This is a genomic window from Lactobacillus sp. UMNPBX1 (assembly GCF_002554085.1).
GTDB classification, from domain to species: Bacteria; Bacillota; Bacilli; order Lactobacillales; family Lactobacillaceae; genus Lactobacillus; species Lactobacillus crispatus.
The window spans coordinates 136868-160476 of record NZ_PCZI01000002.1 but is presented as its reverse complement, the minus strand read 5'-3'; the positions used below and the strand labels follow the sequence as shown (position 1 = coordinate 160476).

Below are 23609 nucleotides of genomic sequence, written 5' to 3'. Positions count from 1 at the left end.
GTAATGGCAATTAAAAACAAAGTAATGTTGATTACTTACCCTGATAGTTTAGGTAAGAATCTAAAAGAATTAAATGAAGTTTTACATGAGGACTTAAAAGGCGCAGTTGGTGGCATTCACTTGTTGCCGTTTTTCCCATCAACTGGTGATCGCGGCTTTGCTCCAACTGACTACACGACAGTAGATCCTAAATTTGGCGATTGGTCAGACGTTGAGAAGTTAGGCGAAGAATATTACTTAATGTTTGACTTTATGATTAATCATATTTCGCGCCATTCCAAGTATTATGAAGATTTCCAAAAGAATAAAGACCAAAGTCCTTATGCAGATTTATTCTTAAGCTGGGATAAATTCTGGCCAAAAGGTCGTCCGACCAAAGAAGATGTGGACTTAATCTATAAAAGAAAAGATCGTGCCCCATATCAAGAAATTACTTTTGCCGATGGGACGAAAGAAAAACTTTGGAATACTTTTGGTCCGGAACAAATTGATCTTGATGTGCGTAAGCGAGTAACACAAAAATTTATTAAAGAGACCTTAGTTAGCCTAATTCATCACGGAGCCGATATTATTCGATTGGATGCCTTTGCTTATGCTGTCAAAAAGCTAGATAGTAATGATTTCTTCGTAGAACCAGAAATCTGGGATTTGCTTAAGCAAGTACAAGATGATATTGCCGATGAAGGTGCAACAATTTTACCAGAAATTCATGAACACTATTCAATGCCGTTCAAGATTGCTAAACATGGTTACTTTATCTATGATTTTGCTTTGCCAATGGTAACCTTGTATTCACTGTATTCTGGTGAAAGCAATCGCTTGGCAGCTTGGCTGAAAAAGTGTCCAATGAAACAGTTTACGACTTTGGATACACATGACGGAATAGGTGTAGTTGATGCCCGTGATATTCTCTCTCCTGAAGAAATCAATTATACCAGTCAAGAGCTCTATCAAGTTGGCGCTAATGTAAAGAAGAAGTATTCTAGTGCTGAATACCATAATCTTGATATCTACCAAATTAATACTACTTTTTACTCTGCTTTAGGCGATGATGACCAGAAATACTTCATGGCACGGTTATTGCAAGTCTTTGCGCCAGGGATCCCGCAAGTTTATTATGTGGGGATGCTGGCTGGCAAGAATGATCTTGAATTACTAGAAAAAACTAAGGAAGGACGCAACATTAATCGACATTATTATAGTCGCCAAGAAGTAGCTGAAGAAGTTAAACGTCCGGTAGTTAGTTCACTCTTAAAATTATTTACTTTTAGAAATACTGAACCTGCCTTCGATCTTGATGGTTCAATTGAAATTTCTACTCCAAATGAAAATGAAATCCAAATTATTCGTAAAAATAAAGAGCAAACTAGTCAAGCAGAATTAAAGGCTAATTTAAAAGATTTAACTTATCAAGTTGTAGTTAACGGCAAAGAAGTTAAATTTTAATCTTTTCCCTCTAGACCAAAAATAAATAATAGCAATATAAATAAGCAATCCTGCTCAATTTGAGTATAGGTTGCTTATTTTGGTTACTAACAACTTATCACAAAATAAATTAGCTTTATTCAAATAAAAATCAAATAATCTTGTTATGCTTAAAGAGGGAAGAAGGGATAAATGTTGAATATTTACGGGAAATACGCCCCAACTTTAGATAAATTGCTTGGCCAAATGATGGCGCAGTTTGAGCAGTTAAATAAAAATTATGAAAAAGAACACGGCGAACGACTTTATGAACATTTACGTGGTCGGGTAAAAAGTGAAGCTAGTATGGAAGGTAAATGCCAAAGAAAAAATTTACCATTGACGCCACAATCAGCTTTGCGTGTTAACCGTGATAGTGTTGGTCTCCGTGTAGTTTGCAATTTTATTGATGATATTTATACTTGCATTGACTTTATTAAACAATGGGATAATGTCAGTGTCTATCAGGAAAAAGATTATATTACTAATGCTAAACCGAACGGTTATCGTTCATATCATATGATTCTTGATGTGACTATACCCGATGAGGATGTTGACGGTAATATACCGGGTCATTATTTTGTTGAAGTGCAGCTAAGAACTATCGCCATGGATACTTGGGCAAGTCTAGAACATGAAATGAAATACAAGCACAAGATTAAGAATCCTGAGATGATTGGCGAAGAATTAAAAAGAGTAGCAGATGAATTAGCTTCTTGTGATGTATCAATGCAGACGATTCGACAATTAATTAGGGAAGAGGATTAGTAATTAATGAAGATTTTAGTAGCAGAAGATGAACCACAGCTATTGCGTGTTTTAACCATTGCCATGGAACATGCTGGTTATGATGTTGATCCAGTAGACAATGGACTAAAGGCAGTAGAACATGCTAAAGAAAATTCTTATGACGTAATTATGTTAGATATCATGATGCCAGTCATGGATGGAATTACTGCTTTGAAAAAGATCCGTGAGAGTGGCGACAAGACTTATATTTTAATGTTGACCGCTAAGGCCGAGGTTGATGACCGAGTAACTGGACTTGATAGTGGTGCTGATGATTATTTGACTAAGCCGTTTTCACTTAAGGAATTGCTAGCACGGCTGCGTTCAAAAGAACGTCGAGAAGATGATTTTACACCTAATAAATTGGAATTAGGGGATGTAACTTTAAATGTATCTAAGCAAGAGTTAGTTAGTCATAACTCAATTCGTTTGAGCGGAACTGAGACCCAGTTGATGAATTACTTTTTATTAAATCAAAATAAGGAATTATCAACAGAAGAGTTGCTCAATCATGTTTGGAAAAATGATATTGATGCAAACGCTGATGTGGTCTGGATCTATGTTTCATATTTGCGACAAAAACTGCAGTCAATTCAAAGTTCAGTTCGAATTGAAGGCGATAAGGGTGGCTCGTATAAGTTAGTTAAGTAGGTGAGCAGATGATTCAAAAATTTCGTTGGAAGTTTATTGGTACTTCTGTTGCTGCCTTATTTGTAGTCCTATTGTTAACCTTAGGCGGCTTAGTTTGGGTGACTCATGTTCAAAGTCAAAATGAAGTCGATCGGGTGCTGACAGCTTTAGTTAAAAATGAAGGACGTTTATCACCTAAAAATGCCAAGCCAGCTTTTGGTGATCAACGCGATCCAATTAATCGCAATTTTTTAGGTGGGCAATATAATCCTGAAGCGGTTTATCAGTATCGCTATTTTGCAGTAATGATTGATGAAAGTCATCGCGTACATGTGATCAACGATAATAATGTTTACAAGGTTAATAATTCTAAGATTCAGAATATTACCAGAGCAGCTTTAGAAAATGGAGACAAAAGCGGTGTAGTCGCCCTAGGGCAAAATCAATATGCCTTCAGAGTTGCTAAAAATTCTACTGGTGAAACGATGATTGTCTTTTTAAATGAGACCCTAATTTTTAATCGTTTTTGGTTATTATTCAGGGTAGCTTTAGTTTTAGGATTAGGAGCTTTGATTGTCTTCGCTTTAGTTTTGATTTTAGTTTCAGGTAAAGCAATCAAGCCTACTGTTGATGCTTATCATAAGCAGCAGGAGTTTATTACTAATGCTGGTCATGAATTAAAAACACCATTAGCAGTTATTTCAGCGAATACAGAAATGGAAGAGATGCTTGGCAATAATTCTGAATGGAATGAAAGCAATAAAGAGCAAGTAGCAAAATTAACCAAATTAATTAATCGTTTGATTTCGTTAGCTCGTACCGGCGAGATGGGTGAACTTACCTTAAGTAAAATTGATTTTTCAAAAATTGTTGAAGAAACGACTAAAGATTTTAAATCAGTCATGAAGAAGAATGACTTAGTTTATCAAGTATCGGTGCGTGAAGGGCTGAATGTTTTAGCTGAAAAACATACTTTAGCTGAGATAGTTAACATCCTATTGGACAATGCCCAGAAATATTGTGATCCTCATGGCAAGATTCAGGTAAAATTGACTAAAGGTGGTACCTTAAGTAAATATGCAGTTTTGCGGGTAGAAAATACTTATCGTGAAGGTAAAGGCAAAGACTATAGTCATTTCTTTGATCGCTTTTATCGTGATGATAAGTCACATAATTCTAAGAAAGGTGGCTTTGGCATTGGTCTAGCCATGGCACAGGAATTAGTGGAAGCTTTTCATGGTAAAATTTCGGCCCACCACAAAGGTGAAGACATTGTTTTTACTGTTAGTTTAAAAATTGCTAAATGATCATTCTGTGATAGTTGTATAATTAGAGCAGAATTGGGGGATCATTTTGGCGAAGAGAAAATCAATTTATACCAAAGATGTTGTCCTGGTTATGGCAGCATCTTTCTTTTTTATGTTTAGTACAATGTTTGTTAATCCTTTGATTAATGGATATGCCAAAGAATTAGGCGCTAGCAGTGCTTTTGCTGGAATCATTGTCGGGATTATGAGTTTAGCAGCAATGTTTTTGCGACCGGTAGCTGGCAATTTAACCGATAAATTTTCTAAATACCGCTTATCGTTTATTGGCGGCACTTTAATTTTTGTAGGGGTAATGGGTTACGTTTTGACTCCGTCAAGTGGTTGGCTTTTGCTCTTTAGGTTAATTAACGGCACCGGTTATGTCCTGTGCACAGTTTGTATGACTACCTGGCTTGCTTTTTTAGTGCCGCGCCAACATGTTGGTGAAGCAATGGGCTTTTATGGTTTAATGAATGCTTTGGCAATGGCGTTAGCTCCAGCAGTTTCGATTAATATTTATCAAAAAATAGGTTATCGAACAAGTTTGGTGGCATCAGCTGTTTCAGCTTTACTTATGATTGTGGCCATTCAGTTTGTGGGCGATCATGCTTTGCCTAAAAAGCGAGTTCGAACGCAGAAGAAGAGTTTCAAAATTATCCAGTTTAATGTTTTACCGGTAGCAATTTTGACAACTTTATTTGCTATCCCGTATTTTGTAACACAGGCAGATATTGTAACTTATGTAGAACAAAAACATCTGACTGTTGCAGTTGGGTCATATTTCTTGATCTATGCGGTTGTTTTGTTGATTATTAGAGTAGGACTAAAAAGGTATTTTGATACAGTACGTTTTGGCGTCTGGTTTTGGTTAAGTTTAGTTTCAACGGCTGCTTACATTATCTTGCTCACAGTAATGAATAATGATTGGCAAATGGCTTTAGCGGCAGCTTTAATGGCGTCAGGCTATGGGATCATTTATTCAGTTTTGCAATCAACTGCGCTGTTGTTAGCACCGATTGAAGAACAAGGCTTAGCTAGTGCTACTTTTTATTTAGGATTAGATATTGCTATGGCCTTTGGCCCGATGATCAGTGGTGTAATTGATTCTGCTTTACCGATAGAATGGTTCTATCCAGTAGAATTAGTCTTAGTTCCATTGATTTTAGTAGTTTATTTCATTTGGCGTAAGCGTTTGAATGGCGCAATTGACCATCATTAGAGGGAAAAATATGAGCGAATATGTAGTTAAATCTAAGTTAGAAGATAAAGAATGGCAAATTGCCAACCAAGTACGTGATCATGTTTTTGTTTGTGATGATGTTAAACATGATGCAGGTCCCAACCCAGTTGAGTATCTATGTGGTAGTGTTAATTCATGTATTGTGATGTCGGCAGGGATGATTACCAAGGCACATCAACTTGATGTTAGGAATTTTAGGGTAGAAAACCAGGCAAAAACGGAGAATCTCGGTCATGGTAAATCAGTAGTAACTGAGATGAAGATCAAGGTCTTCTTTGATTCGGCAATGACTAGAGCCGAGAAGGAAGAATTTTTAGCTCACACTTTGCATGTTTCCACTGTTTATCAAACTATTAAAGCAGCTGTCAAAATTTATGTGGAATTAGGAGAATAAGCGATGAGCGAGCCATATTACAAACAAGAATACCAGGGTGAAAGAAAGTTAGATGGTGAGGCCCCAGTTTTTAGTTTTGGTCAAATTATGAAAGAAACTTTTCTGCGACCATTTACCTGGAATGCAAGAACTACCAGAAGAAGTTTCTGGATTGGCATCATTGTAAGCGAGATTTTAATCTGGATCGGGGGCATTATTACTTTTTGTGCTACACTTATGCCAGTTTCACATTATGAAAATGATTCTGTTGATATGATTAATGGTTTTGCTTTCAATAGTAACCATATTTCAGCGATAGTAATTATTGGCATGATCATTTGGGGCTTGATCTATCTTTATTTGAAATTATGTCAATTAGGCCTAGCTGTAAGAAGATTGCATGATATCAATTATACAGGTTGGTGGATTTTGTTAATGCTGATACCGTTAGGTTGGATTTTTGTTCTGTATTTTGCAATTCAGCCAAGTAAGCAAGAACCAGTGAAATGGGGGACGTATCTCTACCTTGACGAATAATAAAAAATGTTATAATTGAACTATAAGAGATTACGTTAGGAGATTATATCGATGAAAACTAAGAATTTATTTACTTCATTAGCTGCCGCAGTGATGCTTTCAGCTGGTTTAGCTGGTGCAGGTGTGTCTGCTGCAGAACCAGTTCATGCAGCAACTACACAAACTTCAAGCAAAAAAGGTTCTATTAGCTTTAAGCGCAGATCAGTATCGGCTACTGTTAATAGTGATAATCCAAAAGTATTGGCATTCAGTACCACGGACACAAAACAGAGTACGGATAGTATAGATTCAGGATATACAAAAGGACAAACTGTTCAAGTTTACTTTTCAACTACTACTGTAGGTGGAGATATAGTATACTTTGTCGAGAACAAAACTATCAACGGAAAAGATAGCATGATTTTCATTCCTGCATCAGAAGTGACGGTTTCTAGCAAAGTCCCAACTTATGACGAATTCCAAAAACAAGCACAAAGTGACCAAAAAGCCATTCAAGATGCTTACAATAATAGAGCATTAAAGTACATCGTTGTTTCACCTAAGTCAAAAAAGGGTGCAAAGATCTACTACGCATATAAGAAGAGTGCTAAGGCTAAAAAGGTTTACTTTAAGGCAACCAAGAAGAAGATCAAGTACGGTAAGAAGTACAAGTCATCGATGATCGTTAAAAACGGTAAGAGCAGATATGCTTATATTGGTAAGAAGAGATACTTAAAGACCTCTACTATTAAAGTAGTAAGTGCTAAGTACGCACCAGTTCAATTATCAGATGATTTGAAGAACTTAATTGTTCAAAACTAGAAAAAGTTAATAAAAATTGTAGCGTAAAGGATGAATTATTGTCCTTTACGCTTTTTTGATCTAAAAATTAATAATAATATTGATAAAAAATCTCACTGACCTACAATAGACTTTGCGTTATTTTTAGGGAGTTGTAAAAATAAGAATGAAGAGAGTAAAAGTCTATTTAGGATTAGCTTGTTTGATGACGTTATTATGTTTGAAGCCGCAAGTGGTTGGGGCGCGAGAACTAAATCCATTTCAGACTAAGATGATTAATCCGCATACGTCTTATAGAATTTATCAAAACTTAACTCGTAAAGGTCCGTCAAGAAGTCTATGCCTTGCTAATACGTTTAAACATGGCAATGTTCAAGCCAGTGCAGTTAGAAAAGTTCGCGGCAATAAGTATTGCTATGTTTGGTTAGACGGACATAGAGGCGGTTGGGTCAATCAGCGAGCTTTTTTAAGAAGAAAAATTGCAGTTGTACATCAGATTAGTTTAGTGAAGAATTCGCATTATAGTTTTCCAACTAGGGATGCGATTAATTATGCAACAGATGCAGCAGGAACGGTAATTGAGCCAAGTAAAGTTAAAGTATCTCGAGCAGAAGTTTCATCAAGTAAAAAGGAAAGCTATCGGGTAAGTTATTCTTATGGTAAAGCTCATGCTCAGACAATTGTTCAAGTGAGAGCTAATGCTAGAGAGGGCATTGTTAAAGCAACCAAAAAACCACAAGCTGGAGACAGTGCTCGTAGCTGGTTCAAGCACTATAAGACGTCTGGTAATTGGGGTAGAAGCTTTGCTCCGGAAACTAGACCGCATGTTTTGAAAAGTGGACATTTTAGACTGAAAACCTATTTCTATCAACCTGCGACTTTATGTCAAAGTGATTCGGTAACTGGAACGGTGGGACCAGTACCAGAAGGATTGACCGTGTCAAATGGTTCAATGTATGCAACAATGTATCATTCACCACATGATACACGTGCTCACATTGTTTCTTATCAGTTTAATCATGTACCTAATCGCTATGTTATGCAAAAGTTGTCATGGCTACCTTGGTCACAATTTCTGCGGCTTGCATCCCATGTTAAGATAAGCCCATATATTAAATTGGGACATGGACAAGCAATCGGTTCAACTCGAAAGTATATTTATGTGATTGCTAATAACCATTTATTGCGCAAGAGCTCTCAATCAGAAGAAATTATGCAGATTAGTAAAAACAATTTGCAAATTAAACAGATTTGGACTTTTAAAGTTTGGAATCATTCAGCTAGAACAGGTCGTTATTTCCATAATGCTACTTTTGTAAATGATCACCAATTTATTGCCCTTTACCATGATGCCACAGACCACCGTTTTGAATATTGGGAAGTTACTCGTCAGGGTAATAGTTGGTATCCTAAAGAGATTGGCGCTACTAGAGGAGATTTTATGCGCAATGATTCTCCCGTTCAAGGAATTACCTATGACAAGCATAAAAAACAGATTTATTTGGCCTTTAATGATTATTTGTTTAAATTGAAACGCTCAGGTAAAGTGCTGGCTAGAGGTCACTTTCATACAGGTCGTGAATTTGAGGGGATTAGCATAAATGGTCGGCATTTATACGCAGAGCTGGCGCAAAGGCCAGAATTGTTGAGGCAGAGGATAAAATAATTAAAATTTTAAATTTTTATGTATCTTCTAATAGTTGAATTTGTACTGTATGATATTAGTAATGATTATTAGATAAAAATAAGGGAGTGAGAATATGCAATATCCTGATAAATTTCATTTGACGCAAGATCAGAACAGAAGATTTGCTAGGAAAAATCTTGTTAGATTAATATTTACTAATTCACGTTTTGAAGGATTGACTACGACATTGCCTCAAACCCAAACCATTGTTGATGGAATGAGTGCTGCAGGTGTGTCAATAGATGATACTAACGTAATTGTACAGTTAAAGAGAGGATGGCAATATATAATTAATGAAAATAAGCCTCTTTCTTTGAAAATTGAACAAAACATTAATTTATTAGTAGCACGTTATGATTCATTAGATCCAGGAAATTTTAGAACTGGGGAAGTTACAGTTGAGTTGGGCAATAATCGGGGAGAGTACAAACCAGATAGTCTAAACTATAAACAAGAAGAAAAATTTTTTGATGAGTTAATGCATAGTGATACTTCAATTGCAGATAAGGCAATGACGTTGATGTATCATAATATGCGTAATCAATTATTCTGGGACGGGAACAAGCGCACTGCTACACTAGCTGCAAATAAATTAATGATTGACCATGGGGCAGGACTAATTAATGTTCCACTAGATAGATGGGATAAGTGGAATGAATTAATTAGTAAATATTATTTGAGTGGAGAAATGAATGCTCTCAAAGACTGGACTTACGAAAATGGTATTCAAGGTGTTGTGTTGAATAAAAACTCAAATCTACCTAAACCAGATATTAACCCAACTGATTATGACTAGATACTAAAGTAGACCATTAAGGTCTGCTTTTTTATATTAAAAGCATTTATTAATAAAAAATTGTTAAAATAAAAAAATGTTAGTGCAATTACGAATATATAAAGATTTTGATAGATAACAAGATGTAGAATGCAAAAGATTGGTTAAGAAAGTAATGAGGAGAAAAAGATGAATAAAAAAGTGAAAGTTACTAGTCTAGCCGCAATTGCATTAGCATCTTTAGCATTAACTGGTGCTAATTTGAATGATCAAGTTAAGGCAGATATTACTACAAATGCTGGTAGTAGCAAATCAGTATCACAACCTAATTCTGCTGTAGTAGCTAATGAGAGTGATACAAATAAATTAGCAGGATCAAAATCTGCTGCACAATCAGAAGAGAATAAGAACGATACTTCAAAGTCTTCGGCCACCAATGCTCAACCTAAAATGAGTCAACCTGTAGTTAATACAAATAATGATGTTAAGCAACCTGTAAACAATGGCGATTCGATTGACACAGCTTATGAACTTAATTTTAATTATGATGATGCTATTAAGAGGAGCAATAAAATTAAATTCATCAAGGGATTAACTAGTGATGATGTAAGAAATTATTTTATGAATCATTCTAGTATGTTTATAAATGGTAAAAAGGCTGTAAATCGTTATACCGAAAATATTAATAATACCGACGATGAACAAAAAAATGTTGATGAAAAATACGGTTATGAAACGGACAAATACTCTAAATTCAGTGGCTATGCTATCATTGTAAGAAATAAAAAAAATCAACAGATTTATAATAAAAAACATGTTTTGATTCTTGAACCAGGAGATACTATTGAAATTAAGCGAAATGCTTCATATCTGTTACCTAATAAGTGGTATAAATGGATAATGACTGGAGATACTATTGGTAAGAATGTGATTGAAGAAATTGAAAAAGAAATGGGAAAGAAAATACCTGTAGAAATCGTAAGTAGAGTGTCTGAAAGTAACGGTTTCTTAACAGAAAAAACAGATTTGTTTGGTAATTTACCTAGGATTACATCAAACAAAAAGATAAATGGTAATCCTGTTTTTTATGACTTTGGTAGATATATGACGTTGCCATTTGTTCAATTCGTGATTTCAAATGATACAGATGCAACTGTAATTCCACATAATCCATATGACGTTGGAGCACCAGCCGATTGGGTACAAGATACTCCTGTAGTACCTGAAAATGGTGACAAGAAGGGAAGTCAAAAAGCTGATGATGCAATTAAGAACGATTCTGATTCAAATAAGTCAGATTGGAATAATGCACCAGTAGATAATGGTACTGACTTTTCATTTACTCCTATTACTAATGTTGAAGAACCTACATCAGTAACTACAAGTTCAACAGCAACAACTGTTAATACATCTTCCGAAAATACTGATAAACAAAATATAAGTCAAAAAGCAACCGTAGCAAATACCAAAAACTTGGTTTACATTCATAATGCTTTTGTTTATGACAAAAATGGCAAGTTGATTTTATCTAAGGATGGCTATCGCTTAAAGGCACTCCACACTAAAGCTAAGATTCTTGATAATGGCAAGATTTATACCATCAAAGGCAAGAAATACTACAGAGTGGGCAAGAACCGTTTTGTAAAAGTAGCTAATGTTGGTAGAGTGTCAAAGGCTCAAAAGATTAATACCCGTGGTACGATTGCTGCTACTAAGAAGTATGGTGTTAAACTTTACAATGCTAATGGTAAATACACTAAGAAGTACTTAACTGTGGCTAAGAAAGTTAAATTTGATGCAAAGAAATTTATGAAAGGAACAACTTTCTACAGAATCAAGGGAACTAACACTTGGGTTAGATCAGGCAATATTAAGTTAGTTAAAACAGCCAAGTAATATACGTTTCCTGCAGATAACACGTACTGATGGAATATTGTTTCTAAAAACTCTACAAAATAAAAAATATTCATTCTTGAAATGATTTTCCAAAAAAGTTATCTGCAGTTACTACTCTTTAAATGATTTAATTGCTATACGAAGCGTAAGTCGTTCCATGACGAGATAGCATCATGCTATCTCGTCTTTTTTTATTCGAAAGCTCTTTTTGAAAATATCATGATAAAAGTTCATAATAGAAATTGTTTGTTTATGTTAAAGGAGTTGTTTTATTTTTTATGAAGAATAATGATCACAGCAAGATAAGTCGTAGTAGTCTGGTCTTGATGATTTTTTCTTCTATTTTTGGATTTAGTAATTCTCTGACAGCTTTTTACCAAATGGGTTATTCAAGTATCATTTGGTATATTGTCACCGCTATTTTATTCTTCTTGCCATCAGCCTTAATTTTCGCTGAATATGGTGCTTCCTTTAAAGGAATTAAAGGTGGAATCTTTTCATGGCTTGAAGGATCTACTAATGAAAAAGTAGCATTTATTGGAACTTTTATTTGGCTATCAGCTTGGGTGATTTGGTTGGTTTCTTCAACCCAATTCTTCTTGGTTTCAGTTTCAACTGCAATTTTTGGTCATGATACAACCCAAAGTTGGCATTTAGGACCATTAACTTCAACCCAATTATTAGGTGTTTTAGAAGTTATTTTTTGGCAATTGTTACATTCTGTGCCGCAAAGGGAATTGATAAAATAAAGGCGATTAATAATATTGGTGGGATCTTTACTTTAGGAATTGCCATTGGTTTTACAGCAGTTTCACTTTTTGTCTTTATTTTGAATCATGGGCAATTAGCTGAACCAGTGACCGCACAAAATATGGTTCATTCACCTAATCCAGCATTTCAGTCACCGATTGCGGTTATTTCATTTATTGTCTATGCTTTATTTGCCTATGGTGGTCTGGAAACAACCTCAGGAGTAATTGATTCAGTTGATAAACCGGAAAAGAATTATCCTAAGGCTCTGATTACGGCCATGGTATTAATGACAGCACTTTATGTTGTAAACATCTTTATGTGTGGGGTGGCTGTTAATTGGAACAAATCGTTAGGTGGTAAAGGTGTTGACTTAGCTAATGTCGAATATGTTTTGATTAATAATTTAGGTATTGTCACTGGTCATAGCCTAGGTCTATCACATTCTACTTCACTGGCAATTGGAACTGTCTTTTCTCGTTTGGCCGGAATTGCGGATGTGTTATCAGGAATTGCCGCTGCCTTTTTGATGGTTTATTCACCGATTAAATCATTTATTGAGGGGTGTGATCCGCGACTATTACCTAAGAAAATGGTTAAGTTAAATAAGCACAATATGCCTGAATTCTCGATGTGGGTACAAGCAATTGTGGTTAGCGTTATTATCTTATTTATTTCATTTGGTGGTAATGGAGCACAACAATTCTATACAATTTTAATGGATATGATGAATGTTTCTTCATCAGCACCATATTTATTTTTAATTGCTGCTTACCCATTTTTTAAAGCTAAAAAAGACTTAGATCGGCCATTTGTTTTTATTGAAGGTAAGAAAAAAGTTTGGGCAACGACAATTGTTGTTTGGTTAGTGGTTGCGGTCGGAATTATCTTTACTTGTATCGAACCACTCTTTACCGGAGACTGGCAAACTTCATTCTGGACGGCTATTGGTCCAGTGGCCTTTGGTGTTGTTGCTTGGATTTATTACGCATATAATGAACGAAAAGAAAAAGCAATGGCTTAATACGCAAAATAAGACGAATGATTTTGTCCTTCGTCTTATTTCTTTTCTCTATTTTTTACTTTAAGCCAGCTACTCTGACAACATCGCGTTCAATCATTAATTCCTCATTAGTTGGAATAACCATACCAACAATAGTTGAGTCGGGCTTGGTAATAATGGTGGCATTTTCTTTATTAGCGGCTGAATCAGGCTTAAGGCCTAAAAGTTCGAGTGAATCCATGACATGTTCACGGACACCAAAGTCGTGTTCACCAACACCAGCTGTAAAGGCGATACCATCTAGGCCACCCATTTCAAGGGTATAAGCACCAACATAGCGAATGATTCGATTAATGAAAATGTTCCTAGCTAAGTCAGCACGCTTCTTCTTTTCCCCTTCGAGCTTAGTCATGTCACCACGTAAATCACGCATATCTGGTGAAATACCTGAAATTCCTAACAAACCAGATTCGTTGTTTAGAACCTTAAGCATTTGATCAGCATCAAGATTTTCCTTTTTCATGACAAAAGCAAGTAAAGAAGGATCAACATCACCTGAACGGGAACTCATCGTAATACCCGCCATTGGTGAAAAGCCCATTGAAGTATCGAATGATTTACCATCTTTCACAGCGGTAACTGAAGCACCAGATCCTAAGTGACAAACGATTAATTTCAAGTCCTTTAAGTCGCGTTTCATAATTTCAGCGGCCTTTTGACTAACATATCTAACCGAAGTGCCATGTGCGCCATATTTTCTTGCACCGTATTTTTCATAGTATTTATATGGAAGTGAGTACAAGTAGTGCACTGGATCCAAGGTTTGGTGGAATGAAGTATCAAAGACAGCGACTTCAGGGACGCCAGGCAATACTTTCATGAAGGCCTTAATGACATCGGCTTCAGCGGTATTATGAAGCGGCGCATATTGTTTCAAATCATAAATCTTTTGTAGTGACTTTTCATCAATTAAGGTGGAGTCCTTAAATTCTTCACCACCCGCAACAATTCGATGTCCGATTCCGATGATTTCTTTAGGATCGTCAATTAAATCATACTTTTTTAAATTTTCAAGCAAGATTGTAACGGCAGTTTCGGAATCAGGAATGTCAACTTTTTCTTGGTGTTTTTCACCTTTAACCTTGATTGTAAAGGTGGAGCCGTTAAGCCCAACTCGATCAGCCATCCCTTCGCTGATAACTTTTTCATCAGGAAAGGTGAAAAGCTTAAATTTAAAAGAAGAGCTACCCGAATTAATCGCTAAAATTTTTTTCATAAATTATGCCTCTTTTTCTTAATTTTTGCAGTGCAACCTATCCAGTAAGGGCATGCAATAAAGAAAATGCCACTAATCTGCTTTAAGTAAGTTCTTGCAGTAATAGTGTCAACGTCTTTATTATACAACTTTTGCTGTAAGCTCTTACAGATATTTTTTTATTACTAAAATTTATATATAAATTTGATTGATCATATATAAATTTAGAATATCAATTTGCAACAAAACCGCTTACAAACTATAATGAAATTAACATACAATATATATTGAGAGGAGAAAAACGAATGACCCACTACTACGAAGGCTTTCCACAAAGTGACCGCGATGAAAAAATCAAGATGGTGAATGTGGATGAACTTGAAGAACGTGTTAAGAAGGTAATGCCAGAAGGTGCATATTATTATATTGCTTCGGGTGCAGAAAATGAATGGACTTGGCGTAACAATACTGCTGCTTTTAATCATTTTCAAATTGTACCTCGTGCTTTGACTGAGATGGCTGATCCGCAAACTGATACTGATTTTATGGGGATGTACTTAAAGACGCCAATTATGATCGCTCCAATTGCTTGTCATGGAATTGCACATAAAGATGCGGAAGTCGCAACGCAAAAGGGTGCTGCTATGGCTGGTGCGCTCTTTAGTTCTAGTACTTATGCTAATAAGAGTGTAGAAGAAATTGCAGCTGCAGCTCCAGAAGCACCAAGGTTTTTCCAACTTTATTTGAGTAAAGACTGGAATTTTAATCAGATGGTTTTTGATGCAATTAAAAAAGCTGGTTATCAAGGCATTTTCTTAACCGTTGATGCTTTGGTATCAGGTTATCGTGAAGCAAACTTGCGGACTAACTTTACTTATCCTGTACCATTGGACTTCTTTAAGCGTTACCTTGGTGCAAAAGGTAAAGGTCAAAGCGTAGCTCAAATGTACGCTTCTTCTGCGCAAAAGATTGGTCCTGAAGATGTTAAAAGAATTAAGAAAGAATCAGGTTTGCCAGTCTTTGTTAAAGGTGTTATGTGTGCTGAAGATGCCTATAAAGCAATTGGAGCCGGTGCTGATGGAATTTACGTAACTAATCATGGTGGTCGTGAAGTTGATGGTGCTCCTGCTACCATTGATGTTTTGCCAGAAATTGCGCAAGCAGTAAATCATCGGGTGCCAATTATCTTTGATTCAGGTGTCCGTCGTGGCTCTCATATCTTTAAAGCTTTGGCTTTGGGTGCTGACATTGTTGGAATCGGTCGTCCATATCTTTATGGTTTAGCCTTAGGTGGTGCGCATGGAGTTGCTTCAGTTATTGAACAATTAAATGATGAATTAAAGATTGATATGCAATTAACGGGATGCAAGACAATTGATGACGTTAAGCATGCTAAATTGACGCACATTGCTTATACTGCTGATAATTTGCCATCTAATACTGATCCAAGCAGACGCAAGGAATATCCGGTAACTGACGAAAATCAAGTTAAGCAAACTGATGCGGTATCTGGTGCTTCTAAGTTAGAAGGAAAGCCAGCTCCGGAGCCAGAGGCTGATACCACAACTGGTGCATCAGTAAGATAAAGCAAAAATATAATTAATATTCTCAATATGATTGTCATTGAATAAATGATAGTCATATTTTTTTACTATCAAGAACTCAGCGGCTACAATCAAGGTGAAAGCGATTTGATTTTTGGAGAGGAAAATTAAATTATTGAAGAGAATAATGTTTTGACTGATACTGAAGAGCTTAAAATCTTGAGTGATCTTGTTGCAATAAAATCCGTTAATGATAATGAAATTTTAGTAGCAAAATATTTACAAAAACTATTAGGAGAAAGAAATGATAAATTAAGCCATAGAAAGAAATAGAAATTTATAGAATTTAGTAGAAGCAAATGCTATAATCTTTACTAAAGGTAATATGTGGAGATGAAGATTATGGCAGTTCTTAAACCTAAAGAGATGGCTGAACGCTTGGGTGTGACAGTGCGCACTTTACAGGAGTGGGATCGTAAAGGAATTTTTCCAGCACATCGTACTCCAACAAATAAGCGCTACTATACTGAACAGGATTATCTTAAGTACATTAATAATAATTCTGATCCTAAGAAGGATAAGCGCAAGGTAGTTGGCTACGCACGCGTTTCAACTGCTAATCAAAAGGATGATTTAAAAGATCAAGAAGAGTTCATACGCGAATTTGTCAACGCTAAAGGGATTATTCTTGATGAAATGATCATCGATATTGGTAGCGGTCTGAATTATAAGCGCAAAAAGTGGAATAAGCTTCTTGATGAAGTAATGCAAGGAAAGATTAAAACAATTTACATTACTTACCAAGATCGTTTTATCCGCTTTGGTTATGATTGGTTTGAAAAACTATGTAATCAAAATGGCACCAAAATAGTAGTCTTAAACAATCGAGAAACGTCGCCTAATGAAGAATTGGTTCAAGATGTCTTAAGTATTTTACACGTCTTTTCTTGTCGTCTTTACGGCTTACGTAAATACAAGCATAAGATTAGCGAAGACAAGGAGTTGACTAATAAATGATAGTAAAAACACGCGTTTACCGTCTAAAACCAGATGAGGCGATGAAGCAAATTTTGGACGATTGGTGTAACTACCGTCGATACTGTTGGAATCAAGCCTTGGCTTTATGGCAAGACTTGTATATGGCACGTACTATTTTTGATAAAGTAGTTGCCACTACCTTTATTCCTAAGCAGAATAAAAAGACTAAGAAATGGCGCATGACTCATCAAGATTATCACTTAAATCCTAGTCCTAATTGGCGTTTAGTAAGAGACCTAATGATTGAACAAAAGGAAGATTGGCAGTATGCCTACTCTGCTCGCACTTTACAGTTAGCGGTACAGGATTTAGGCAAAGCATGGCAAAATTTCTTTAATAAAGCACAGCCTGATTGGGGCAAGCCTAAGTTCCGCTCTAAGAAAAATCCGCGCCAAGGCTTTAAAACTGATCGAGCAAAGATAGAGGATGGACTACTTTGGTTAGAAATGCCTAGAGATACCCCATATAAGGATCGTTGGGCAGGGATCGAACTTTCAAATAAGCCTTTATCGGGTAAAATTGGTGTAGTTTCAATTTTTAAAGTAAACCATAAGTATTATGCTTCTATACCTTATAAGCTAGAAAAGCCTTTACCCAAGGCTAAAACTGGCAAAGGTACAGGAGTTGATATTAATGTAGGGCACTTTAATTATCAAGATGGACAGTGTTTAGTCTTGCCTAAGTCACTAAAGAGGCTTTATGCGAAAATCAAGTTTTATCAAAAGCGTTTAGCTAAGAAGCGGACAGTTAATGGCAGAATCAAGGGGACACAAAGTAATAAGTATTTGAAGACGAAAACCAAGCTTCAATCTTGTTATGAACGTGTTTCCAATATTCAGCACGACTTGATGCACAAGTTTACAACCAAACTGGTTAATGATTATGACCAAATAGTAATTGAAAACTTAGACGTAAAAGGCATGCTTATGAGTCGCGTTGCTTCAAAAGGTATGCATCGATCAATGTTTGGACTGTTTAGACAGCTATTGGCTTATAAGTGTGATTGGTATGATAAAGAACTGATCTTGGCTAATAAGCTTTATCCGTCAACACAAAGATGTGCAGTTTGTGGTATGGTCAAAAAAGGTGATGAAAAAGTCACCTTAAAGGGTAATCAAAAGCATGGCACTAAGCATAATGAATATATTTGTTATAATCCGGACTGCCCAAATTATGGCAAAGTAGTTGATCGCGATGAAAATGCCATGAAGAACTTGACGCTGTTAATCAACCATCCAGAATTAAATAAAGCAATATAAATTATCCACGGTCAGGCTATGACCGATAACGATGCCATCATAGTTGGTCAATGCGATTACTCCCTAGTTGGAATATCAGAATACCGGCGTTTTAACGGTGGCGAATGTAAAATGGAAAGGAAAAATATAAGCCTTTGAAGTATGGAAAATACCATTCTTCCATGCTTTTCTACATTTTATATAGCAGAACATGGAATTAGTTCACGTTTGTTGGAATATTCCACAACTCGCGCAGATTTATTTGCTGAAATCGGAACAGGCCATCCCATTTTAGCAATTTCTGGTCACATGGATGTTGTTTCACCAGGTGAATTAGATCAATGGCATACTGATCCCTTTAAATTAACCAATAAGGATGGTAAATTGTACGGCCGCGGAGCGACTGATATGAAGTCTGGTTTAGCTGCCTTGGTTATTGCCATGATTAATATTCATGAACACCATTTAATTAAGCATGGTAGTATCAGGCTGTTAGCTACTTTTGGTTGGTGAACCTTCTGGCTACATTATTGCCATTGCTCATAAGGGTTCGATGGATATTAAGTTAACTTCCCAAGGCAAGGAAGCTCATAACTCAATGCCTGAAAAGGGTTATAATGCGATCGATCCATTAATGGATTTATTAGTTAAGGCCAACAAGGCTTTTAGAGAAACAGATAAAAACAATCCAGACTTAGGTAAGTTGACGTTCAATACTACTGTTTTTACTGGCGGGGAACAGGTCAACATGATTCCCGGAGAGGCTACCGCGCAAATTAATGTGCGGACTATTCCTGAGTTCAATAATAGTTTGGTTGAAAAGAAATTAACTGAATTAGTTAAGGCAGAAAATGCGCAAGGAGCTAAAATCAAAATGGACATCTATATGTCGGAGCCTTCAATTAAAACTGACGGTAAGTCTGAATTTGTTAAATTAGCTCAAAAAATTGGAGCAAAATATGCGGAAAAGCCGATTCCAACAGTTGCTATTAAACCAGTAACTGATGCTTCAAATTTGATTGCCGACAAAGGACCTAGCTATCCGTTTGCCATGTTTGGTCCTGGTAATGACACGCCGCACCAAGTTAACGAATATGTTGATGAAAAGATGTATTTGAACTTTGTGAAGATCTATACTGAATTGTTTGTGGCCTATTTGAATAAATAATTTGGAAAGTAATAAAGAGCCTAGGCAAAATTTTAGCCTAGACTTTTTTATTGTATTTTGAAGTATTTTTTAGCCGCATCACTCATCCGTTCAGGGGTCCAAACAGGATACCAGACAAATTCTACATCAACATTTTTAACTTCAGGGACTTTTTTAACGGCTGTTGTAATCTGCTTGATCAAATAATCAGTCAAAGGACAGGCAGGTGTAGTTAATGTCATATTGATGAGACAGATCCCATCTTGATCGAGGTCAATTTCATAAATCAGCCCCAAGTTGACCACATCGACGTTTAATTCTGGGTCAATAACTTGAGCTAAATGTTCAATAATATCGTTTTTAATTGTTTTGCTATCACGCATTGTGTTACCTACGCATCTTTACCAAAAATTTTTGCTTTAATTGCTTGACCTGTTGGTGTACCAGCTAAACCGCCGATTCCAGTTTCACGCAGAGATGCCGGCATTTGATGACCAACTTTCTTCATTGCTTCAATACATTCATCAGCTGGGATTACACTTGTACATCCCGCTAGCGCCATATCAGCTGCGATAAGTGCATTACCAGCGCCAATACCATTTCTTTTGACGCAGGGAACTTCAACCAAACCGGCAATCGGATCACAGACTAACCCAAGCAAGTTAGACATCGCAATCGATAAAGCTTGGGCACTTTGTTCAGCACTGCCACCAGCCACTTCAACTGCCGCGGCAGCACCCATGGCTGAGGCACTACCGACTTCTGCTTGACAGCCGCCAGTTGCCCCCGCAATTTCGGCATTATTGGCAATCACCATGCCAAAACCGCCAGCAGTAAAAAGAAAGCGAATCATTTGCTCTTCGCTGAGCTGTAATCTTTTTTCTAATAAAAATAGAACGCCAGGTAAAGTGCCGGAAGAACCAGCCGTCGGGGTAGCGCAGACAACGCCCATCGCTGCATTGACTTCGTTAGTGGCTATGGCATTTTCAACTGCTGCCATCATTGTATCGCCTGAAAGTGTGTGTCCTTTCTCGCGATATTTTTTCAGCTTAATTGCTTCGCCACCAGTTAAGCCAGTTTTTGAAAAGACACCGTTTCCAGATTCACCTCTTTTAACGGCAGCTCGCATAGTTTGCAAGTTATATTTCATGCGCTGCCAGACTTTTTCTCGTGGCAAGCCTGATAGTTGACATTCTTGTTCAATAATTAATTCAGAAATAGGTTTGTGCGTTTTTTCTGCTGCAGCAACAATTTCCTTAATATGGTTATACATAATATTGCCCTATGTTATAAACAAATAATATTCTCAAATTTTTTCTTTAGTTCTTGCAATAAATCAGGATGAAGATAATTTTCTACATCATATTCATAAATATTATAGTTTTTAGTATGAAAAATTCGTTTGCGACTAAAGGGTGCTTTTTCGTGCAAGAGCGCGGTAAGCTCTTGTTCAATGCGAATGTTTTTGTGTGGATCAACTAAAATAATAATAGGTAATGCACCAGCAGGTTGAATCTCGGTATTATGTAAGACAATTTTGCGAATTTCAATTGCACCACCGCCGATAGAGCATCCAGCCAATTCCACTTTCTTTTTATCATTAGACATATTTAAAATAGCAGTATTAGGGTGACCAATTGGGCTAGGACCATCTTCTTCAACAAAACGTAAATCTACGCCGCGCTGGCGTGCAATCTCAGGTGCCTTTGGTACGCGTAGATCGTCTGAGTCAAAGCCTAAAATACCTGCTGCAATAGCATAGTCTGTTCCATGACCACGGTGAGTTTGGGCGAAAGAGTCGTAATAATGAACGGTAACTTTACTCGGGGTACCGCCAAAAAGTTTGTAACCAGCGCGTCCAATAGCGACGGCTCCGGCCGTATGTGAACTTGATGGTCCCACCATTACGGGGCCAATGATGTCAAAAACACTTTTATACCGATTAGTCATTTTAATCCCTGCTTTGTAAGTTATTCTGTTTTTAATTATAACGAATAATAAAGAAGATTAAGAAAGTTTTTTGCAATTTTAACCGAAGTTTTGTCATAATAATATGAAAAGTGAAAGAGGTTGGTTAAATGACTAAAGAAAAAGCAGAATTAAAACAAAATTTGGAGCATCTAGCTGAGCAAAAGGGCAGCCAGCAGGCAGTTTCTTATCAAGACTTGTTTACACCACAATTTATGCAAAAGTATACTAGATTTGCTACTATTGACTTTTTTGTCAGAGAATTGGGCGTGAAAGACTTTACGCAAATTGAGCAGATGGCGATAGATCAAGTCGATGAATTTGTTAAAAAAGAGACCAAGTTTGCTAGCTGGGAAGAAATGCAACAAAAGGCAGTTAGCGAGTACATGATGAAGTTATTTTAGCAACAAAAAGCGAGTTAGTATTAACTTTAAAACTAACTCGCTCTTTTATTTACTATGTTAGGTGAATGACTTGAGCACCTAATTCATCAATAAAGCGCTGATCATGTTCAATTACTAGCATAGTAGGATGATATTTTTTAATTAATTGAATAATTTGTTCTTGGTTAAAGACATCTAAATAGTTCAAAGGCTCATCCCAAAGATACAAATTTGCTGGTTCAAGTAAGGACTTGGCTAAGTAGACCTTTTTTTGTTGGCCTGAAGACATTTGATTAATTGAATTAGTGAATATATCACGTTCAGTACCTAATTTGTGTAAGATATTGAGAAAATCGGCATAGTTAAGGTGGTGCTTTTGGGCAAAATCTTTTAATGATAGGTTATTAGATTGTTCAATCTGTGATAAATAGGAGATTGAAATCTTATCAGCTGAATGCAATTTGCCAGTAATTGTTCCAGCAAAAGTATTAGTAATTGCCTTAAACAAACTAGATTTTCCTATACCGTTTTTACCAGTAATCACAATTTGGTGACCACGCATTAAATCAAAGGTAGTAGGTTGGAAAAGGGGAAGCTTGTCATAAGCAAGGCTAACTCCTTTAGCAGTAATTAGATGTTTATGATGGTCGGGGACAAAATTCATGGCTAGGTCATTGTCTGCTTCAATATTTTTTAAAAGACCTTTTCTTTCTTCGATATTTTTATCTAATCTTGCTTCTACATTTTTGGCAAGTTTCATTTTTTTGGCGGCTTTGTGTCCCATGAATCCTTTATCGTAAACTGTACTTCTATGTCGAATATCGCCTTTCATCTTGGCTCCCGCATTTTTGTTGCTTTCGGAACGCTGGGCAAAAGTTTGCATCTTTTGTTGACTGGCATGGAGATTTTTAATTTGCTTTTCTAACTTTGCATTATAAGCGATATTAGATTCATCCTCTAATTCCTTTTGTTTTTCATAACGAGTATAGTTTCCTTGTTCCAGCCTAATTTTTTGCATTTCAATTGCTAGAGTGTGATCGACAACTTTATCTACAAAATTTCGATCATGGCTGATTACAATTAATCCCTGTTTTTTATTATGCAGATATTGTGCTACTTGATTTCGTGTATCTTCATCGAGGTGATTCGTTGGTTCATCTAGTAGGGCAAAAGAATGTTGATTAATAAAACAAAGCGCCAGTAAAATTTTTGTTTGTTCACCGCCACTAAGTGTTGAAAAGGGCTGCCAAATGATATTTTCTTTAGCATGAAGCAGATTTAATTCTCGTTTTAACTCCCATTCCTCAAAATTAAACTGTTCTTGTAAAGCATAAATAGTAAGGTTATCGGGATCATTAATTACCTGAGGATAGTAATTGAATTCTAAATCACTTTGAATAGTTCCTTGATATTCGACCTGTTTTAGCAGCATTTTCATAAAAGTGGTTTTGCCGCGACCATTACGACCGATTAAGCCAAGTTTCCAATTAGAATCGAGATTTAGGTTTAAATTATCAAAAATTTTATCCTGACCGTCATAGGCAAATGAAACGTTTTTTAGTGAAATTGTAGACATAAAAAAGCACCGTCCTCTCAAACTGTGCTTATGATCTGAGAAAATGGTGCCTGATAGATTAGTCCAAGTTGGCTAATCTATAATTATTCTTAATTTAAATTAAAGAAAATCACGCAGACTAATTTCTGATCACAAGCAAAAAGTACATCCTTAAACTGATAGAATGCATTATCTTTTACTTAACGAAAATCAGAAATTAAAAACGCATTGGCGTGATTCCTCCTATTAC

23 protein-coding genes and 1 pseudogene are annotated in these 23609 nt (G+C 36.2%); 19 read left to right on the top strand and 5 right to left on the bottom strand.

The genetic code is table 11. The annotated features are described in order from the left end of the window. The first annotated feature begins 3 nt into the window (after window positions 1–3). From gtfA to yjeM, 12 genes and pseudogenes are all read left to right on the top strand, one after another. Window positions 4–1446, top strand: a complete 1443-nt coding sequence (gtfA, locus tag CP352_RS02795) for a sucrose phosphorylase (RefSeq protein ID WP_089143258.1) — start codon at window positions 4–6, stop codon at window positions 1444–1446. Window positions 1447–1620: 174 nt separating this feature from the next. Continuing rightward, window positions 1621–2232 (top strand): GTP pyrophosphokinase family protein, encoded by a 612-nt coding sequence (locus CP352_RS02790; protein ID WP_180706828.1) that lies wholly within the window; start codon window positions 1621–1623, stop codon window positions 2230–2232. A 6-nt stretch (window positions 2233–2238) separates the two neighbouring features. Beyond that, window positions 2239–2904 (top strand): response regulator transcription factor, encoded by a 666-nt coding sequence (locus CP352_RS02785; protein ID WP_089143259.1) that lies wholly within the window; start codon window positions 2239–2241, stop codon window positions 2902–2904. A gap of 8 nt (window positions 2905–2912) precedes the next feature. Further along, window positions 2913–4190 (top strand): cell wall metabolism sensor histidine kinase WalK, encoded by a 1278-nt coding sequence (locus tag CP352_RS02780; RefSeq protein WP_089143260.1) that lies wholly within the window; start codon window positions 2913–2915, stop codon window positions 4188–4190. Window positions 4191–4236: 46 nt separating this feature from the next. Then, window positions 4237–5409, top strand: a complete 1173-nt coding sequence (locus tag CP352_RS02775; RefSeq protein ID WP_061204827.1) for an MFS transporter — start codon at window positions 4237–4239, stop codon at window positions 5407–5409. Window positions 5410–5419: 10 nt separating this feature from the next. After that, the gene (locus tag CP352_RS02770; RefSeq protein WP_023488649.1) at window positions 5420–5824 is read left to right on the top strand and encodes an OsmC family protein; all 405 of its coding nucleotides are present in this window, start codon (window positions 5420–5422) and stop codon (window positions 5822–5824) included. A gap of 3 nt (window positions 5825–5827) precedes the next feature. Next, complete coding sequence (locus tag CP352_RS02765; RefSeq protein WP_023488852.1) at window positions 5828–6340, top strand: DUF805 domain-containing protein; 513 nt, start codon at window positions 5828–5830, stop codon at window positions 6338–6340. Between the two features lie 51 nt (window positions 6341–6391). After that, the gene (locus CP352_RS02760; protein WP_013086578.1) at window positions 6392–7141 is read left to right on the top strand and encodes a hypothetical protein; all 750 of its coding nucleotides are present in this window, start codon (window positions 6392–6394) and stop codon (window positions 7139–7141) included. A 145-nt stretch (window positions 7142–7286) separates the two neighbouring features. Beyond that, window positions 7287–8786 carry an SH3-like domain-containing protein gene (locus tag CP352_RS02755; RefSeq protein ID WP_089143262.1) on the top strand — a complete coding sequence of 500 codons (1500 nt, stop codon included), beginning with the start codon at window positions 7287–7289 and terminating at the stop codon, window positions 8784–8786. Between the two features lie 94 nt (window positions 8787–8880). Then, window positions 8881–9603: a Fic family protein gene (locus tag CP352_RS02750; protein WP_013086576.1), complete on the top strand. Its 723-nt coding sequence runs from the start codon at window positions 8881–8883 to the stop codon at window positions 9601–9603. Between the two features lie 168 nt (window positions 9604–9771). Further along, window positions 9772–11478 (top strand): SLAP domain-containing protein, encoded by a 1707-nt coding sequence (locus CP352_RS02745; RefSeq protein ID WP_089147409.1) that lies wholly within the window; start codon window positions 9772–9774, stop codon window positions 11476–11478. A 278-nt stretch (window positions 11479–11756) separates the two neighbouring features. Then, window positions 11757–13252 (top strand): annotated as a pseudogene (gene yjeM, locus CP352_RS02740) (glutamate/gamma-aminobutyrate family transporter YjeM). Between the two features lie 55 nt (window positions 13253–13307). Here yjeM and CP352_RS02735 read toward each other — a convergent pair. Continuing rightward, window positions 13308–14507, bottom strand: coding sequence for an acetate/propionate family kinase (locus CP352_RS02735; RefSeq protein WP_061204823.1), 1200 nt, complete (start codon window positions 14505–14507; stop codon window positions 13308–13310). A 284-nt stretch (window positions 14508–14791) separates the two neighbouring features. Between CP352_RS02735 and CP352_RS02730 the strand changes: the two genes are divergently transcribed. The 6 genes from CP352_RS02730 (at window position 14792) to CP352_RS11250 (ending at window position 19474) form a co-directional block, all read left to right on the top strand. Continuing rightward, window positions 14792–16072 (top strand): lactate oxidase, encoded by a 1281-nt coding sequence (locus tag CP352_RS02730; RefSeq protein ID WP_089147408.1) that lies wholly within the window; start codon window positions 14792–14794, stop codon window positions 16070–16072. 150 nt (window positions 16073–16222) lie between these two features. Next, window positions 16223–16363 carry a hypothetical protein gene (locus CP352_RS11035; protein ID WP_158227331.1) on the top strand — a complete coding sequence of 47 codons (141 nt, stop codon included), beginning with the start codon at window positions 16223–16225 and terminating at the stop codon, window positions 16361–16363. Between the two features lie 69 nt (window positions 16364–16432). Further along, window positions 16433–17047 carry an IS607 family transposase gene (locus CP352_RS02725; RefSeq protein ID WP_061204974.1) on the top strand — a complete coding sequence of 205 codons (615 nt, stop codon included), beginning with the start codon at window positions 16433–16435 and terminating at the stop codon, window positions 17045–17047. After that, window positions 17044–18327 carry an RNA-guided endonuclease TnpB family protein gene (locus tag CP352_RS02720; RefSeq protein ID WP_089147407.1) on the top strand — a complete coding sequence of 428 codons (1284 nt, stop codon included), beginning with the start codon at window positions 17044–17046 and terminating at the stop codon, window positions 18325–18327. Before CP352_RS02725 ends, CP352_RS02720 begins: the two co-directional genes overlap by 4 nt. A gap of 141 nt (window positions 18328–18468) precedes the next feature. After that, window positions 18469–18819 carry a M20/M25/M40 family metallo-hydrolase gene (locus CP352_RS11255; RefSeq protein WP_233186899.1) on the top strand — a complete coding sequence of 117 codons (351 nt, stop codon included), beginning with the start codon at window positions 18469–18471 and terminating at the stop codon, window positions 18817–18819. Then, entirely contained in the window at window positions 18809–19474 is a 666-nt protein-coding gene (locus CP352_RS11250) for a M20/M25/M40 family metallo-hydrolase (RefSeq protein WP_233186898.1), read from the top strand. Before CP352_RS11255 ends, CP352_RS11250 begins: the two co-directional genes overlap by 11 nt. 47 nt (window positions 19475–19521) lie before the next feature. On the opposite strand, the gene CP352_RS02710 is transcribed toward CP352_RS11250, so the two are convergent. From CP352_RS02710 to CP352_RS02700, 3 genes are read right to left on the bottom strand one after another with little or no spacing between them, the layout of a single operon-like run. Continuing rightward, the gene (locus CP352_RS02710) at window positions 19522–19836 is read right to left on the bottom strand and encodes a metal-sulfur cluster assembly factor (RefSeq protein WP_005719496.1); all 315 of its coding nucleotides are present in this window, start codon (window positions 19834–19836) and stop codon (window positions 19522–19524) included. Between the two features lie 8 nt (window positions 19837–19844). After that, window positions 19845–20726, bottom strand: coding sequence for an L-serine ammonia-lyase, iron-sulfur-dependent, subunit alpha (sdaAA, locus tag CP352_RS02705; protein WP_005724998.1), 882 nt, complete (start codon window positions 20724–20726; stop codon window positions 19845–19847). A gap of 14 nt (window positions 20727–20740) precedes the next feature. After that, a complete protein-coding gene (locus tag CP352_RS02700; protein WP_005719492.1) occupies window positions 20741–21403 on the bottom strand; it encodes a serine dehydratase beta chain in 663 nt (220 codons plus the stop codon). A 128-nt stretch (window positions 21404–21531) separates the two neighbouring features. On the opposite strand from CP352_RS02700, the gene CP352_RS02695 reads away from it, so the two are divergent. Then, window positions 21532–21825 carry a hypothetical protein gene (locus CP352_RS02695; RefSeq protein ID WP_061204820.1) on the top strand — a complete coding sequence of 98 codons (294 nt, stop codon included), beginning with the start codon at window positions 21532–21534 and terminating at the stop codon, window positions 21823–21825. 52 nt (window positions 21826–21877) lie between these two features. On the opposite strand, the gene abc-f is transcribed toward CP352_RS02695, so the two are convergent. Then, window positions 21878–23380: a ribosomal protection-like ABC-F family protein gene (gene abc-f, locus CP352_RS02690; protein ID WP_023488814.1), complete on the bottom strand. Its 1503-nt coding sequence runs from the start codon at window positions 23378–23380 to the stop codon at window positions 21878–21880. Window positions 23381–23609: the final 229 nt, after the last annotated feature.

Bases quoted from the DNA above. Each gene is read 5' to 3' on its own strand.
- gtfA (WP_089143258.1), top strand. From the start codon at position 4: ATGGCAATTAAAAACAAAGTAATGTTGATTACTTACCCTGATAGTTTA.
- CP352_RS02785 (WP_089143259.1), top strand. From the start codon at position 2,239: ATGAAGATTTTAGTAGCAGAAGATGAACCACAGCTATTGCGTGTTTTA.
- CP352_RS02780 (WP_089143260.1), top strand. From the start codon at position 2,913: ATGATTCAAAAATTTCGTTGGAAGTTTATTGGTACTTCTGTTGCTGCC.
- CP352_RS02770 (WP_023488649.1), top strand. From the start codon at position 5,420: ATGAGCGAATATGTAGTTAAATCTAAGTTAGAAGATAAAGAATGGCAA.
- CP352_RS02765 (WP_023488852.1), top strand. From the start codon at position 5,828: ATGAGCGAGCCATATTACAAACAAGAATACCAGGGTGAAAGAAAGTTA.
- CP352_RS02760 (WP_013086578.1), top strand. From the start codon at position 6,392: ATGAAAACTAAGAATTTATTTACTTCATTAGCTGCCGCAGTGATGCTT.
- CP352_RS02755 (WP_089143262.1), top strand. From the start codon at position 7,287: ATGAAGAGAGTAAAAGTCTATTTAGGATTAGCTTGTTTGATGACGTTA.
- CP352_RS02750 (WP_013086576.1), top strand. From the start codon at position 8,881: ATGCAATATCCTGATAAATTTCATTTGACGCAAGATCAGAACAGAAGA.
- CP352_RS02745 (WP_089147409.1), top strand. From the start codon at position 9,772: ATGAATAAAAAAGTGAAAGTTACTAGTCTAGCCGCAATTGCATTAGCA.
- CP352_RS02735 (WP_061204823.1), bottom strand. From the start codon at position 14,507: ATGAAAAAAATTTTAGCGATTAATTCGGGTAGCTCTTCTTTTAAATTT.
- CP352_RS02730 (WP_089147408.1), top strand. From the start codon at position 14,792: ATGACCCACTACTACGAAGGCTTTCCACAAAGTGACCGCGATGAAAAA.
- CP352_RS02725 (WP_061204974.1), top strand. From the start codon at position 16,433: ATGGCAGTTCTTAAACCTAAAGAGATGGCTGAACGCTTGGGTGTGACA.
- CP352_RS02720 (WP_089147407.1), top strand. From the start codon at position 17,044: ATGATAGTAAAAACACGCGTTTACCGTCTAAAACCAGATGAGGCGATG.
- CP352_RS11255 (WP_233186899.1), top strand. From the start codon at position 18,469: ATGGAAAATACCATTCTTCCATGCTTTTCTACATTTTATATAGCAGAA.
- CP352_RS02710 (WP_005719496.1), bottom strand. From the start codon at position 19,836: ATGCGTGATAGCAAAACAATTAAAAACGATATTATTGAACATTTAGCT.
- sdaAA (WP_005724998.1), bottom strand. From the start codon at position 20,726: ATGTATAACCATATTAAGGAAATTGTTGCTGCAGCAGAAAAAACGCAC.
- CP352_RS02700 (WP_005719492.1), bottom strand. From the start codon at position 21,403: ATGACTAATCGGTATAAAAGTGTTTTTGACATCATTGGCCCCGTAATG.
- CP352_RS02695 (WP_061204820.1), top strand. From the start codon at position 21,532: ATGACTAAAGAAAAAGCAGAATTAAAACAAAATTTGGAGCATCTAGCT.
- abc-f (WP_023488814.1), bottom strand. From the start codon at position 23,380: ATGTCTACAATTTCACTAAAAAACGTTTCATTTGCCTATGACGGTCAG.